Source organism: Planococcus sp. MSAK28401, assembly GCF_018283455.1.
GTDB classification, from domain to species: domain Bacteria; phylum Bacillota; class Bacilli; order Bacillales_A; family Planococcaceae; genus Planococcus; species Planococcus alpniumensis.
Window position 1 is genome coordinate 1,497,432 of sequence record NZ_JAAMTH010000001.1, and the last position, 15,046, is coordinate 1,512,477.

A 15,046-nucleotide genomic window follows, 5' to 3' on the forward strand; every position below is an offset into this window, starting at 1 on the left:
TTGCTATACTTTATTTTAGCATAAAGAGAAACTTCAATCAGCGGGGAGCTCTTTTAACGCTTCACAATGTCCAGCTGAACCGAATAGCTTTCTTCGTAGGAGCGGCCGGAATATGGTATAATCAATAGGTTGAAAATGAAAGGGCGAGTGCAATGTACGATTACATAAAAGGCCAAGTCACGCGTGTGACGCCTGAATATTTAGTAGTGGAACAGCAGGGAGTCGGCTGGCAGATCTTTGCCCCTAACCCGTATTCATTCGGATCCGATGAACTGCAGATTTTTGTGCATCATCACGTGCGGGAAGACGCACAATTTCTCTTCGGCTTTCCGACGCTCGAGCAGCGGGAATTGTTCCGAAAGCTCATCAGCGTCTCGGGCATCGGTCCTAAAGGCGCTTTGGCAATTTTGGCATCCGGCCAGCCGCAATTCGTCATCGAGGCGATCGAGCAGGAAGATGAGAAGTATTTGGTAAAATTCCCTGGGGTCGGCAAGAAAACTGCCCGCCAGATGATTTTGGACTTGAAAGGCAAGCTGACGGACTTCTTCGGGGAATCCTATGCAGAAGCCGGCCAGCCGGACTTGTTCGGCGGCGACGAATCAGAATTGGAAGAAGCGATGCTCGCACTTGGGGCGCTCGGTTATTCGGAACGCGAGATCACGAAAGTGAAGCCTCAATTGAAAGGCCTGGAACTCGACACCGAAGGCTATATGAAAAAAGCGCTTCAATTATTATTGAAACAAACTTAACGAGGAGGCGAACGCCATGGAAGAACGCATTATCGACGGCGAAATTTCGGAATTCGATGAGCGCTTTGAACAATCGTTGCGTCCACAGCGTTTGTCGCAATATATCGGCCAGCAGAAAGTAAAGCACAATCTGGAGATTTTCATCGAAGCGGCGAAGATGCGCAACGAATCGCTTGACCATGTGCTGCTTTACGGGCCGCCGGGTCTTGGGAAAACGACGCTGGCGACCGTCATCGCCAATGAAATGGAAGTCGGCGTGAAGATGACGTCTGGCCCGGCAATTGAACGGCCCGGTGATTTGGCGGCAATTGTTTCGTCACTTGAGCCGGGAGATGTATTGTTCATCGATGAGATTCACCGATTGAACCGTTCGATCGAAGAAGTGCTGTATCCGGCGATGGAAGATTTCTGCCTCGATATCGTTGTCGGAAAAGGACCGACTGCGCGCTCTGTGCGGCTCGACTTGCCGCCGTTCACGTTGATCGGGGCGACGACGCGTGCGGGAGCATTATCGGCACCGTTGCGCGACCGTTTCGGTGTCTTATCAAGGCTCGAGTATTACGACACGGAAGCCTTGACGGATATCGTCGAACGCAGCGCCGCCTTGTTCGAAGCCGATATCGACCCGCATGCCGCCATTGAAATCGCACGCCGTTCACGCGGCACCCCGCGTATTGCGAACCGTTTGCTAAAGCGTGTGCGCGATTACGCGATGGTGCGCGGCAATGGCTCGATCACCACCGAAATGGCCGAGCAAGCGCTAGAGATGTTGCAAGTCGATCCGCTTGGACTTGACCATATTGACCACAAGCTATTGACCGGCATGATCAGCCGTTTTCGCGGCGGGCCTGTCGGCGTGGACACGATCGCCGCAAGCATCGGCGAGGAATCGACGACAATCGAAGATGTCTATGAACCGTATCTATTGCAGATCGGCTTTATTCAACGGACGCCGAGAGGCCGCACGGTGACACCTCTTGCATACGAACACTTTAAAATGGAGATGCCTGAATGACTAAACTAACAAATGAACAGCAATTGAATGTAAATGATTTTGATTTTGACTTGCCGGAGGAATTGATTGCACAAACCCCACTTCTTGACCGGACTTCGAGCCGACTGCTCGTGATGGATAAAGAAACGGGCGCGGTCGAACACAAACATTTCCGCGACATCCTCGGCCATCTGCATACTGGCGACACACTCGTGTTGAACGATACCCGCGTGCTTCCGGCGCGCCTCATGGGCACGAAAGAAGAGACGGGTGCGAACATCGAAGTGCTGCTATTGAAGCAGACGGAAGAAGATGTATGGGAAACGCTCGTCAAGCCGGCCAAGAAAGTGAAAATCGGCACGGTCGTGTCGTTCGGCGACGGCTTGTTGCGCGCTGAATGTACAGGTGTCTTGGACCACGGGGGCCGCCATTTTAAATTCATCTATGATGGTATTTTTTACGAGATCCTTGACCAATTAGGTGAAATGCCGCTGCCGCCTTATATCCGTGAAAAGCTGGAAGACCAGGACCGTTACCAGACGGTGTTCGCGAAAGAGCGGGGCAGTGCCGCAGCGCCGACAGCCGGGCTTCATTTTACAGATGAATTATTGGAAGAAATCCGCAATAAAGGCGTCAATATCGCGTTCATTACTTTGCACGTTGGGCTTGGCACGTTCCGCCCGGTGTCGGTGGACTCGATCGAAGACCATGAAATGCACGCGGAATTTTACCGCATTACAAAAGAAACCGCGGATCTGATCAATGAAACAAAACAGCAAGGCGGCCGCGTCATCTCTGTCGGCACAACATCGACGCGCACGCTTGAGTCGGTCGCGAAGAAATTCGGCGGCAAATTGCAGGAAGACAACGGCTGGACGGATATCTTCATTTATCCTGGATACCGTTTTGAAGCCGTAGACGGCCTCATCACCAACTTCCATTTGCCGAAATCGACGCTCGTCATGCTCGTCAGCGCCATGTCGAACCGGGATGCCATTTTGAATGCGTACCATGAAGCTGTTCAAGAGCGCTACCGCTTTTTCAGCTTTGGCGACGCAATGTTTATTGAACCGCAGAAAAAGGAGACCGAATCATGACCCATGCAGTAACGTACGAACACATCAAAACATGTAAACAAACAGGTGCCCGCCTCGGCATCGTCCATACACCGCACGGCTCTTTCGAAACGCCTGCCTTCATGCCAGTTGGCACACAAGCGACCGTCAAGACGATGAGCCCGGAAGAATTGAAGGCGATGAACGCCGGCATCATCTTAAGCAATACGTATCACCTGTGGCTGCGTCCAGGGAATGACGTCATCAAGGAAGCAGGCGGCCTGCACAAATTCATGAACTGGGACCGCCCGATTTTGACCGATTCCGGCGGATTCCAAGTGTTCTCACTTAGTGAGTTCCGCAATATTAAAGAAGAAGGCGTTCATTTCCGCAACCATATGAACGGCGATAAATTGTTCTTGAGCCCTGAAAAAGCGATGCAAATCCAGAATGACCTCGGCTCCGACATTATGATGGCATTTGACGAATGTCCGCCATACCCGGCGACGCATGAATACATGAAATCCAGTGTCGAGCGTACATCGCGCTGGGCAGAACGCTGCCTTGCAGCACACGAACGCCCGCAGGACCAAGGGCTCTTTGGCATTATCCAAGGCGGCGAGTACGAAGATTTACGCCGCCAAAGCGCGGAAGACCTTGTCGCGCTCGAATTCCCGGGGTATGCGATCGGCGGTTTATCGGTCGGTGAACCGAAAGATGTCATGAACCGTGCGCTCGAATTCACGACGCCGTTCATGCCATTTGACAAGCCGCGTTATTTGATGGGTGTCGGCTCGCCCGATTCCTTGATCGACGGCGCGATCCGCGGCATCGATATGTTCGACTGCGTTTTGCCGACACGCATCGCCCGTAACGGTACGCTGATGACAAGTGAAGGGCGCCTGAATTTGAAAAACGCTAAATTCAAGCGCGATTTCACGCCGATTGACGAGAAATGCACATGCTATACATGTACCAATTACACGCGCGCATATGTGCATCACTTATTGCGTGCAGATGAAACCTTCGGAATTCGCCTTACGAGTTATCATAACCTGCATTTTCTGTTAAACTTAATGGAACAGGTGCGTCAAGCGATCCGCGAAGACCGCCTGGGAGATTTCCGCGAAGAATTTTTTGAAGCGTACGGATTCAATAAGCCGAATGCAAAAAATTTCTGAGTTCGAAACGATAGAGAACACGAAAGGGGGAAATTGAACAATGGAAACATTAATTGCGTTATCGCCTTTACTATTGATGTTCTTGCTGATGTGGCTCTTCATCATCCGCCCGGCGCAAAAACGCCAAAAAACGACAGCCAATATGCAGTCGGAATTAAAGCGTGGGGACCGCATCGTGACGATCGGCGGCTTACATGGCCAAGTCGATGCAGTAGACGACTCTACAATCTATATTACGGTAGCAGACGGCACGCGTATGCAGTTTGAGCGCCAGGCAATCGCCCGCATCGTTGAATAAGCAACCGCAAAAATCGTCTTCCTTTCGGGAGGCGTTTTTTTCGTCCAAGGGGAAATCCTTCTGATTGGACGGCTTGATTAACACTCAAAATAAATTAAACAATTTTCCAAAAATTTTCATGCATTTGTTCTAAAATTTCCATCTGAGAGTTACAATGGAAACAGAACTGCAGAAAGGAGAACCGACATGATGAGCTATCCGGAAAAGTACGAGCAGGTGCTGCCGGCATTGGAGAGCAAATGCAGCGAATTCACGTATTTGCAATATGAAACATTCACCCCGGAAGCTTTGTGGGATTACTGCCTGAAAAAAGCGTGGAAAAAGAAGAACATCGAAGCTATGCGATTGCATGAAATGGTATCGGATATCATGGATCTTACAGCCTCCGATTTTGTCGCTTACCATCAGGTGGAAGCCTTTAAAACCGCGAACTTTTTCACGGAAGACAGCATGGAGGACCTGCAGCAGCTTCTTCGTCCGGCGCGCCAGAAACCGCGTGGGATTTGACACCTTTTGGCACGTCACCGATAATGTAAGTGCTGTGTTCTATATTGAGGAGGAACTATACATATGAAAGCAAGATCTCGCATCATCGCCTTTTTCCTGCTGGTATTTATGCTCGTTGGCTTGATTGGTACGACCAGCCTGCCGATCGCCAAAGACATCAATCTCGGGCTTGATCTGCAGGGCGGATTTGAAGTTCTTTATCAAGTCGAACCGCTAGAAGGCAGTGAGAAAGAAATTACAGAAGAAGTCGTCTCTGATACGACGGATGCGCTGAGAAGCCGCATCGATGTGCTCGGTGTCAGTGAGCCGAGCATCCAAATCGAAAGCGGCAACCGCATACGTGTCCAATTGGCGGGCATTGAAGACCAATCGTCCGCCCGTGAGCTGCTTTCAACAGAAGCGAATTTATCGTTCCGCGATGCGAATGACAATGTCATGTTATCGGGAGATGACCTCGCGCAAGGCGGCGCTACGGCTACTTTCAACCAGGAAGGCCAGCCGATTGTCACACTTGAATTGAATGAACCGGGTAAATTCGCCGAAGTGACTGGCGAAATCGCTCAAATGCCAGCGCCGGATAATGTTCTGGTCATCTGGCTCGATTTTGAAGAAGGCGTTGATTCCTATCAGGAAGAACGCCTGAAAGCGGATCCGAAATTCGTTTCCGACCCGCGCGTTTCACAGCGCATCAATTCACCAAGCGTTGAAATCTCTGGATCCTTTACAGTTGAGGAAACGCAGAATTTGGCTGGTATTTTGAACGCTGGGGCGCTTCCAGTAAAACTTACAGAAGTGTATTCGACATCAGTCGGGGCACAATTTGGTGAACAAGCGCTAGACCAGACGACATTTGCTGCTGGAATCGGCATCGCGGCTGTTCTCATCTTCATGCTGTTGTTCTATCGTTTCCCAGGCGCGATTGCAGTCATCACGCTTTCAGCTTATGTCTATTTGATCCTTGTGATCTTCGAGTGGATTGGCGGGGTGCTGACTTTACCGGGTATCGCAGCAATCATGCTCGGCGTCGGGATGGCAGTGGATGCCAATATCATCACTTATGAGCGCATACGAGAAGAACTGCGGACAGGGCAAACTGTGCGGGATGCTTTCCGTACAGGAGCAAGGTCTTCATTCTCGGCAATCATTGATGCCAATATCACGACGCTTCTCGCTGCTGCCGTGTTGTTCTATTTCGGCACAAGCTCCGTTAAAGGTTTTGCGACGATGCTGATTATTTCCATTCTCGCAAGCTTTCTGACGGCTGTATGGGGTTCTCGCCTCATGCTCGGACTCTGGGTCTGGAGCGGTTTCCTGGACAATAAGCCAGGATGGTTCGGCTTATCGAAAAACAAGATCCACACGAAAGAAGAAAATCTTCACATCACGGATTTGTCGACGCCATACGACCGCTTTGATTTTGCCGGCAACCGCCGCAAATTCTTCGCTGCCTCGCTTGCGCTCATTTTATCCGGAATGGTCGTGCTATCGGTTTTCCAATTGAACTTAGGAATCGATTTCTCCAGTGGTACACGCGTTGAAATCACTTCTGAATCTTCATTAACAAAAGATGAAGTGGAGAACTTCGTGGAAAGTGCAGGCTACCCGTCTGACGATATCGTTATGGCAGGTGAAGGTTCTTCCATTGGGGTTGTTCGCTATGCAGAGGAATTTAACCAAGAGGAAATCGAGGAGTTAAAAACGGCGGCTGTGGATGAATACGGGATCGAGCCAAACGTTTCGACCGTATCGCCGACCGTCGGCATTGAACTGGCGCAAAATGCCTTGTATGCACTTGCCATCGCAGCAGTCGGCATTATCATCTATGTGGCATTCCGCTTTGAATGGCGTATGGGTGTTGCTTCTGTTGTAGCATTGCTGCACGATGCGTTCTTTATAGTTGCGGCATTTAGCATTCTGCGTCTTGAGGTGGATATCACCTTCATCGCGGCCGTACTGACGATCATCGGGTATTCAATCAACGACACGATTGTCACATTTGACCGCATTCGCGAAAACATGCGCCGCGTCAAAAAAGTGGAGACGGTGGAGCAATTGGAGAGAATCGTCAATACTTCGCTCCGCCAAACATTGACACGCTCGATCAATACTGTCATGACTGTATTCCTGGTCGTACTGGCGCTTCTGATTTTCGGGGCTGCCTCGATTACGAATTTCTCGATCGCTTTATTGATCGGCTTGATTGCAGGGACGTATTCCTCGATCTTCATCGCTGCCCAGCTGTGGCTCGTGTTGAAAAAACGCGAGTTGAATAAGAAAGGGCCAATCGATATCGAGAAGAAAGAACAAGAGTCTAAATGGGGCTCTGACGAACCGGTCGTATAAGTTTAATAGGAGAAAGGGACAGGGTATAGAGTATTGATACCTTGTCCCTTTTTTATGCAAAAAAGAGGTAAGGTATACACAGCTTGAAAAAAAGAAGGGATGGTTCACATGAAATTGCAATGGCTCTTATTGCTTGGACTTGTTTTTGCTATCATCATCGCAGTATTTGCAGTATTTAATGTCGATAATGTGCCGGTCAATTATGTGTTCGGCGAAGCCGAGTGGCCGTTGATCCTGGTCATTCTCGTGTCCGCATTGCTCGGTTTCTTATTGTCGAGCATTCTCGCCATGACACGCACATATCAATTGAAGCGCAAAGTGAAGACGCTCCAGAAAGAAGTGGCGGTCAAGGAATCACTTATCGCCACACAGCAGAACGAAATCGCTGAGTACCAACGTGCAGGCGTCACACCTGATGCCATGGTCGTCACCGGGGAAGAACGGACGCACGATGCGGACGACTCGCTCCGGTCACAGCCTAAACGCGACGAGTTTGGCGTCAACGACACAGAAGACCGCCGTCCGGACACGCGCCGCGACGGGATATAAAAAATGAACCTTTCGGCTAAGCGCCGAAAGGTTTTTGTCTGCCCGCTGATGTTGTATAATGTACGGGTGAGGAAGTGAGATCCAATGATTGAATCGAAAAAAAGATGGCAATTGACAAACCCGGATGAACAAGCCGTCCAGGAATTACAAGAAGCGCTATCCTTGTCATCTGTGCTGGCGAAGATCCTCGTTACGCGCGGGATCGATACGGTGGAAAAAGCACAGGAATTTCTGGATGTCGAATTATCCGGCATACATAATCCGTTTCTGATGAAGGATATGGACGTCGCAGTGGCGCGTATCCAGCAGGCGATTGAAGCGGAAGAGAAGATTCTCGTCTACGGCGATTACGACGCAGACGGAGTGACCAGCACGACGGTCATGATGACAGTGTTGCAGGACCTGGGTGCAGATGTGTCCTTCAAGATCCCAAATCGCTTTGACCATGGCTATGGCCCGAATGCAGAGCTGTTCAAAGAAGCCCATTCAGAAGGCATTACCTTGATCGTCACGGTCGATAACGGCGTGTCAGGAATCGAGCCGGTGCGCTTGGCGAATGAACTGGGGATGGATGTCATTATCAGTGACCATCACGATATCGGCGATGAGCTCCCAGCAGCACTCGCGGTCATTCATCCGCGGCATCCGGAAGGCAAGTACCCGTTCGGCGAACTGGCCGGTGTCGGCGTCGCATTCAAAATGGCACAGGCGCTCTACGGGGACATCCCGGACCATTTGACGGAGCTGGTCGCGATCGGTACGATTGCCGATTTGGTGCCGTTGCACGGTGAAAACCGCGTGCTCGTCAAAGAAGGCTTGCGTGCCTTGCAGGATTCGCCGATACCCGCCATTGCGGCGCTCGCGGATGTTGCAGGTGTCAAGCAGCGCGACATTACAGAAGAAACGATTGGCTTCATGTTCGGCCCGCGCATCAATGCGATCGGCCGCCTGCAATCAGCAGACCCTGCTGTGCGGATGTTCATGACCGATGATCCTTCGGAAGCGAGATCGCTTGCAGACGGGTTGGACGTCTTGAATAAAGAACGCCAGGCGATCGTCAAGGCAATTTCACAGCAAGCGATCGAGCAAGTGGAAGCGCGCTACGGGGAACAGCTGCCGCACGTCATCGTCGTTGCGCAAGAAGGCTGGAATCCCGGCGTCGTCGGGATCGTCGCCTCGAAATTGACCGAAAAGTTCTACCGCCCGTCGATTGTGTTATCGCTCGACTTGGCAAACGGCAAAGCGAAAGGTTCGGCACGCAGCATCGAAGGCTTTCACCTATACAACGAACTCGCCAAAAACCGCGACATCCTGCCGCATTTCGGCGGACACCCGATGGCAGCGGGCATGACGCTTGCTGCGGGAGACGTTGATGAATTGCGCGAGCGTTTGAACGAACAAGCGAAAGCTTCATTAACCCCAGAAGATTTGGTGCCGGTCGTATCGATCGATATTCCTGTGACACTTGATGAAATAGATACGGAAACCATTGAAGGCATGCGCCGTCTAGCGCCGTTTGGCATGGGGTTTGCCAAACCGAAGTTTTATCTGGATGGCGTCAAAGTCGCTGGCATTCGTAAAATCGGCGCCAGCCAAGCCCATTTGAAGATGGAGCTGGCGCAAAACGGCTCCACCTTGGATGCGGTCGGCTTCGGCATCGGAGAGCTCGGCGATGAACTGACGCCTGATGTGAAAATCGATGTCATCGGCGACCTGCAGATCAACGAATGGAACGGCCGCAAAAAACCTCAGCTGTTAGTGGAGGATATCCGCACGGACGAATGGCAATTATTCGACATCCGCGGCATTCGCCAAGTCAGTCGCTGGTCGAAGCTCATCCCAAAACAAAACCAGGTATTCGTCGCTTTCCAAAAAGAAACGGAAGCGGTGTTCAGCTCATTGCTTGAAGGGCCGATTGTTACGGTACAAGCTCTCGCTGAATCAGATTCTGTGAAAGACCATCTTGTGCTGCTGGATCTGCCGGACTCTGAAGAGCAGTTGTCGTCCGTACTCAAACAGCTGCAGCCAAAGCGTGTCTATGCCCACTTCTATGCGCAGGAATCCCAGTATTTCGAGCGCATCCCGGATCGTGACCAATTCAAATGGCTGTTCGGCTTCGTCAAGAAGCGCGGCACCTTCGATTTTAAAAAGAATGGCGAAGAACTCGCTAAACACAAAGGCTGGAGCCGGGAAACATTATTTTTCATGCTTCAGGTGTTTTTTGAACTCGGTTTTGTTACACTTAACAATGGAATTACCGAGATTGCACAGGCTCCGGGAAAACGTGATCTTTCAGAAGCGCCGGCTTATAAAAAGCGCGAACGGCAGATTGCTTTGGAACAGAAGCTCTTATATGCATCCTATCGGGATCTAAAAGACTGGTTTGACGCCCAAGTGTCAGCCAAGGAGGAAGAATTATGGATTTAAAGCAATATATAACCATCGTAGAAGATTGGCCGAAGCCAGGAATCAAATTCAAGGATATTACATCTTTGATGGACAGCGGCGAAGCCTATAAATACGCAACGGATCAAATCGTCGCCTATGCAAAGACGGTTGATGCAGAACTTATCGTCGGGCCGGAAGCTCGCGGCTTCATCATCGGCTGCCCAGTTGCTTACGCCCTTGGAATCGGCTTTGCGCCAGTCCGTAAAGAAGGCAAATTGCCGCGTGAAGTGATTCGCGCACAATACGGCCTGGAATACGGAACAGACGTCTTGACGATGCATAAAGATGCCATTAAACCGGGACAGCGCGTCTTGATTACGGACGATCTTTTGGCTACCGGCGGAACGATCAACGCGACGATCAACCTGGTTGAACAGCTTGGCGGCGTGGTTGTCGGCTGCGCATTTTTAATCGAGTTGACTTATTTAGATGGCCGCAAGAATCTCGACGGCTATGATGTCACAACTTTGATGCAATATTAAGAAAATCACTTTGCCTTTTCGGGCAAGGTGATTTTTTTTTCTGACTGCGGGGTATGGTAGAGAAAGAAACTTGCGAGAGAGGTGATTTCCATGATCGAATTGGACAGACGGTATGACCCTGTACAAAATAATGAATTGATCGGGCAGCTGCTAAACGATGCGACTCCTTTAGAACAGACTACCCGGGAGACCGAAGCACTGTTCAATGACATCAAGAAAGATCTTCCCCGCGCACGTATTAAGCGTCCAATCCATTTCTTCGAAAAACTATGGTCCGTTTTCGCCGATGAGTATGAAGTCGCGGATGATAACGGCTATGGCACTATCGTGTTCGGACAGGACCTGTTTCCGGAATGGAAAGGCAAACTTGACCGTGAATACAAGAAACTGGATTCAACAATCAACCGTCGCGTCAACATCCGGGATTACGGGGCGGTCGGTGACGGCGTCACAGATTGCACCGAAGCATTCAAAAAAGCGATTGGCAATGGCCGGGTGGAAGTGACGGTTCCGCCCGGCGTCTATATCGTCAAAGGCATCCGCGTCCCATCATGGAGCCGGATCGTCGGGGCGGGCAAGACCGCTTCGGTCATCAAGCTGCATCCGAAAGCGCCAAAGCGTTCTCGTTTATTGACAAACTCCAATTATGTGAATGGCAATCGCAATATCTCGATTGAGAGCTTGAGCCTCGATTGGAATGTAGAACGCCTCGGACATGCGGAACGCACCAATTCTTGGGGCAATTATTCGAGTTGCCTAACTTTTGCAGGCGTTACCTACGGTTGGGTGCGGGATGTAGAAGCGATCAATCCCGGGCTTCACTGCGTCGATATCACCTCGCCGCTTTATAATTACGCAGGCGACGGGATGCGCGGAAGGGGCGGCAGCAAATATATCTGGGTCGACCAAGTGAACGGCTTCGGCTTCGGGGACGATGGTTTGACGACCCATCACAGCGATTATGTCTTCGTCTCCAATTGCCATTTCTCCGACCCGAGCGGAAGAGCCCATAAAAAAGGCTATTCGAATTCCAATGGCATTGAAATCGATGATGGCTCCAGGCATGTCTGGCTGTTCAATAATTCCACCTCGCGTTGCTTTGGGGGCATTGAGGTTAAAGCGCACGCCAATTCGTCGGCAGCGTCCGGTGTTTTCATCTCGGGCCATTTGTCGGTCAATGACAATCGTTCGTTCAATTTCCGCCATATCGGCCATCATCTCCGCGAAGATCCGGAATCCTTGTCGGCCTACAATATCAAAGCGCAGCGTCTCGTGTCTCTGGCACCGGTCGAAACGCGGCTCTATAAGGACTCGTCGCCGCGCTCGCTGGTTATTTCCGGCTACCGCAATGTCTCGATTAACCGCTTCCTGTTCGAAGGCGATCCGCTCTATGATTACAAAGGACGCCCCGCTTCCGCTGTACAGTACCGTGCCGAGCATATATCGCTGTCAAACGGCGTCGTACGTGGATTCCGCACGGCGGGATCGGATATTTCAATCATGGGCGGAAAGCAAAGCGCACGCAATGTCCGTGTCAAAAACATTATGAGTATCGATTCGTCAAACAAGACCGTCGCAGTTGGCGATGACAGCAAATGGATCATGGTCGACGGCATCCGCAAACAGAAAGCTGAACGCCTGTAGCCCCTGGGGTATTTCCGGGAGATAGATGAAAACACGCAAAAGCTTTACTTTTTAGCGGAAAGTTATCTATAATAAAGAAATACTCTTCTGGAAATAAATAAAGCAAGGTGGGCAATTATGGCGAAAGATCAAGTGAGAACAGTTGAAGATGTATTCGAAATGGTTGCGTCCTATATGAATGCAGAGCACGTAGAAACGATAAAAAAGGCGTACCAGCTTGCCTATGAAGCCCATGATGGCCAATTCCGGAAATCCGGCGAACCCTATATTGTGCATCCGGTGCAAGTGGCCGGGATCCTCGCAGAATTGCAAATGGATCCCGCCACAGTCGCAGCGGGTTTTTTGCATGACGTCGTAGAAGATACCGACGTCAGCCGCGAAGACATCGTCCGCGAATTCGATGAGGAAGTCGCATTATTGGTCGATGGCGTGACGAAACTAAGCAAGATCAAGTATATGTCGAAAGAAGAACAGCAGGCGGAAAACCACCGCAAAATGTTTGTCGCGATGGCGCAGGATATCCGCGTCATCCTCATCAAGCTGGCGGACCGTTTGCATAATTTGAGAACTTTGAAATACCAGTCGGTCGAAAAGCAGCGCATCAAAGCGAATGAGACTTTGGAGATCTTTGCGCCGATTGCACACCGCTTAGGGATCAATACGATCAAATGGGAGCTCGAAGACACGGCTCTCCGGTATTTAAATCCCCAGCAGTATTACCGCATCGTCAATCTAATGAAGAAAAAACGCACGGAGCGGGAAGATTATTTGAATAATGTCATGGGCGAAATCCGCGTCCAGTTGGATGAGGTCGGCATTGAAGCCGATTTATTCGGACGTCCAAAGCACATTTACAGCATCTACAAGAAAATGGCAATGCAGAACAAGCAGTTCAACGAAATCTACGACTTGCTTGCTGTGCGCATCACGGTCGACAGCATCAAGGACTGTTATGCAGTGCTTGGCATCATCCATTCCACGTGGAAGCCAATGCCTGGGAGATTTAAGGATTACATCGCCATGCCGAAACAGAATCTGTACCAGTCGCTCCATACGACGGTCATTGGGCCGCAGGGCGATCCTTTAGAAGTGCAAATCCGCACGGAGGAAATGCATCGCATCGCCGAGTACGGGGTCGCGGCGCACTGGGCTTATAAAGAAGGCAAAACTTCTGACAAGCCGCTCAGCTCGGTTGATTCCCGTCTGTCGTGGTTCCGTGAAATCCTTGATTTCCAGAATGAATCCGACAATGCGGAAGAATTCATGGAATCGCTGAAATTCGACTTATTTTCAGATATGGTCTATGTGTTCTCCCCGAAAGGCGACGTTATCGAAATGCCGGACGGTTCCTGCCCGATCGATTTTGCTTACCGTGTCCATAGCGAAATTGGCAATAAGACGATCGGCGCGAAAGTGAACGGCAAAATGGTGCCGCTTGATCACGAATTGCATACGGGCGACATCGTTGAAATTTTGACGTCCAAGCAATCGATCGGCCCGAGCCGAGATTGGCTGAACATTGCCAAATCGACGCAGGCAAAAAACAAGATCAAGCAATTCTTTAAAAAGCAAGTGCGCGATGATAATGTCCATAAAGGGCGTGAACTCGTCGAAAAAGAGATCAAGGCACAGGAATTCACCCAAAAAGAAGTGCTGACAGCAGAGAATATTAAACGCGTCATCGAAAAATACAATTTCGCCAGCGAAGACGATATGTATGCGGCTGTCGGATTCAACGGGATTACCGCCCAGCAAGTCGTCAATCGTTTGGCTGAGCGCCAGCGCAAAAAGCGTGAGCAGGAAGAAGCCATCGAAAAAATCACCGTGGAAATGAAGTCCAACCAGCCGAAAAAACAGACGGAATCCGGCGTGATTGTGCGCGGCATCGACAATATGATGATCCGTTTGTCGAAATGCTGCAACCCGGTGCCGGGTGATGCCATCCTCGGCTTTATCACCAAAGGCCGCGGCGTCTCCGTCCACCGCGCGGATTGCCCGAATATCCAAGCAGACGAATCCGATCGGTTGATTCCGGTCGAGTGGGAAAATGCAGGATCGCCTGAAAACAAATCGTATCAAATCGATATTGAAGTACAGGCTTATGACCGCACTGGCTTGATCAACGAAGTGATGCACATGGTCAGTGAGACCAAAACAACGATCACTGCCGTCAGCGGGCGAGCTGATAAAGACAAGATCGCGACGATCAATTTGTCGATCATGATTCCGCATATTTCCCACCTGAACCGTGTCGTGGAACGCATCAAGCAAATTCCCGACGTTTATTCGGTAAAACGTGTGACGAATTAAGGAGGAGCCATGAAAGTCGTATTGCAGCGTTCAAAAAAAGCGTCCGTCACCGTTGACGGTCAAATTACAGGAGCCATCGATTCCGGCTATGTCTTATTGGTCGGCATCACCCATATCGATACACAAGCGGATGCGGTTTATGCCGCCAAGAAGATTGCCGGCCTTCGCTTGTTCGAAGACGAAGACGGCAAGATGAATCATTCGATCGAGGAAGCGGGAGGCAGCGTGCTGTCTATTTCCCAGTTCACCTTGTATGGAGATGTAAAAAAAGGGCGGCGCCCGAGCTTTGTCGAAGCGGCGCGCCCGGAACAAGCAGAACCGTTGTGGCTAAAATTCAACGAGGAGTTGACAAGCCACGGCCTCCAAGTTGAAACCGGCGTATTCGGCGCGATGATGGATGTCCAACTCGTCAACGACGGGCCGGTCACCATCATCGTCGATTCGGACGGTGCTAAGAAATAAGGTCGGAAAGAGGCGAGCAGAACT

At 50.6% G+C, this 15,046-nt stretch carries 13 protein-coding genes; all 13 read left to right on the forward strand.

The features are described 5' to 3' along the window. The first annotated feature begins 152 nt into the window (after nt 1-152). The 13 genes from ruvA to dtd all read left to right on the forward strand — a co-directional run bounded on the left by ruvA (nt 153) and on the right by dtd (nt 15,022). Nucleotides 153-749, forward strand: a complete 597-nt coding sequence (ruvA, locus tag G3255_RS07610; protein WP_058380987.1) for a Holliday junction branch migration protein RuvA — start codon at nt 153-155, stop codon at nt 747-749. Between the two features lie 16 nt (nt 750-765). Then, nucleotides 766-1,764 carry a Holliday junction branch migration DNA helicase RuvB gene (gene ruvB, locus G3255_RS07615; RefSeq protein ID WP_058380986.1) on the forward strand — a complete coding sequence of 333 codons (999 nt, stop codon included), beginning with the start codon at nt 766-768 and terminating at the stop codon, nt 1,762-1,764. A 23-nt stretch (nt 1,765-1,787) separates the two neighbouring features. After that, nucleotides 1,788-2,840, forward strand: coding sequence for a tRNA preQ1(34) S-adenosylmethionine ribosyltransferase-isomerase QueA (gene queA / locus G3255_RS07620; protein ID WP_211655792.1), 1,053 nt, complete (start codon nt 1,788-1,790; stop codon nt 2,838-2,840). Then, nucleotides 2,837-3,979 carry a tRNA guanosine(34) transglycosylase Tgt gene (gene tgt / locus G3255_RS07625; RefSeq protein ID WP_211653943.1) on the forward strand — a complete coding sequence of 381 codons (1,143 nt, stop codon included), beginning with the start codon at nt 2,837-2,839 and terminating at the stop codon, nt 3,977-3,979. The genes queA and tgt overlap by 4 nt, the downstream gene beginning before the upstream one ends. Nucleotides 3,980-4,019: 40 nt before the next feature. Beyond that, nucleotides 4,020-4,277, forward strand: a complete 258-nt coding sequence (yajC, locus tag G3255_RS07630; protein ID WP_058380984.1) for a preprotein translocase subunit YajC — start codon at nt 4,020-4,022, stop codon at nt 4,275-4,277. 186 nt (nt 4,278-4,463) lie between these two features. Beyond that, nucleotides 4,464-4,784, forward strand: coding sequence for a post-transcriptional regulator (locus tag G3255_RS07635; RefSeq protein ID WP_211653944.1), 321 nt, complete (start codon nt 4,464-4,466; stop codon nt 4,782-4,784). A 63-nt stretch (nt 4,785-4,847) separates the two neighbouring features. Next, nucleotides 4,848-7,127 (forward strand): protein translocase subunit SecDF, encoded by a 2,280-nt coding sequence (gene secDF / locus G3255_RS07640; RefSeq protein WP_211653945.1) that lies wholly within the window; start codon nt 4,848-4,850, stop codon nt 7,125-7,127. Between the two features lie 108 nt (nt 7,128-7,235). Continuing rightward, complete coding sequence (locus tag G3255_RS07645) at nt 7,236-7,676, forward strand: LapA family protein (RefSeq protein WP_211653946.1); 441 nt, start codon at nt 7,236-7,238, stop codon at nt 7,674-7,676. A gap of 84 nt (nt 7,677-7,760) precedes the next feature. Beyond that, nucleotides 7,761-10,103, forward strand: a complete 2,343-nt coding sequence (recJ, locus tag G3255_RS07650) for a single-stranded-DNA-specific exonuclease RecJ (RefSeq protein ID WP_211653947.1) — start codon at nt 7,761-7,763, stop codon at nt 10,101-10,103. Beyond that, on the forward strand, nt 10,094-10,606 hold the full coding sequence (locus G3255_RS07655; RefSeq protein ID WP_058380980.1) for an adenine phosphoribosyltransferase: 513 nt from the start codon (nt 10,094-10,096) through the stop codon (nt 10,604-10,606). Before recJ ends, G3255_RS07655 begins: the two co-directional genes overlap by 10 nt. Nucleotides 10,607-10,696: 90 nt before the next feature. Beyond that, nucleotides 10,697-12,250: a glycosyl hydrolase family 28-related protein gene (locus G3255_RS07660; protein WP_211653948.1), complete on the forward strand. Its 1,554-nt coding sequence runs from the start codon at nt 10,697-10,699 to the stop codon at nt 12,248-12,250. Between the two features lie 117 nt (nt 12,251-12,367). Further along, on the forward strand, nt 12,368-14,560 hold the full coding sequence (locus G3255_RS07665) for a RelA/SpoT family protein (RefSeq protein ID WP_211653949.1): 2,193 nt from the start codon (nt 12,368-12,370) through the stop codon (nt 14,558-14,560). A 9-nt stretch (nt 14,561-14,569) separates the two neighbouring features. Further along, nucleotides 14,570-15,022, forward strand: coding sequence for a D-aminoacyl-tRNA deacylase (gene dtd / locus G3255_RS07670; RefSeq protein ID WP_211653950.1), 453 nt, complete (start codon nt 14,570-14,572; stop codon nt 15,020-15,022). The last annotated feature ends 24 nt before the right edge of the window (nt 15,023-15,046 follow it).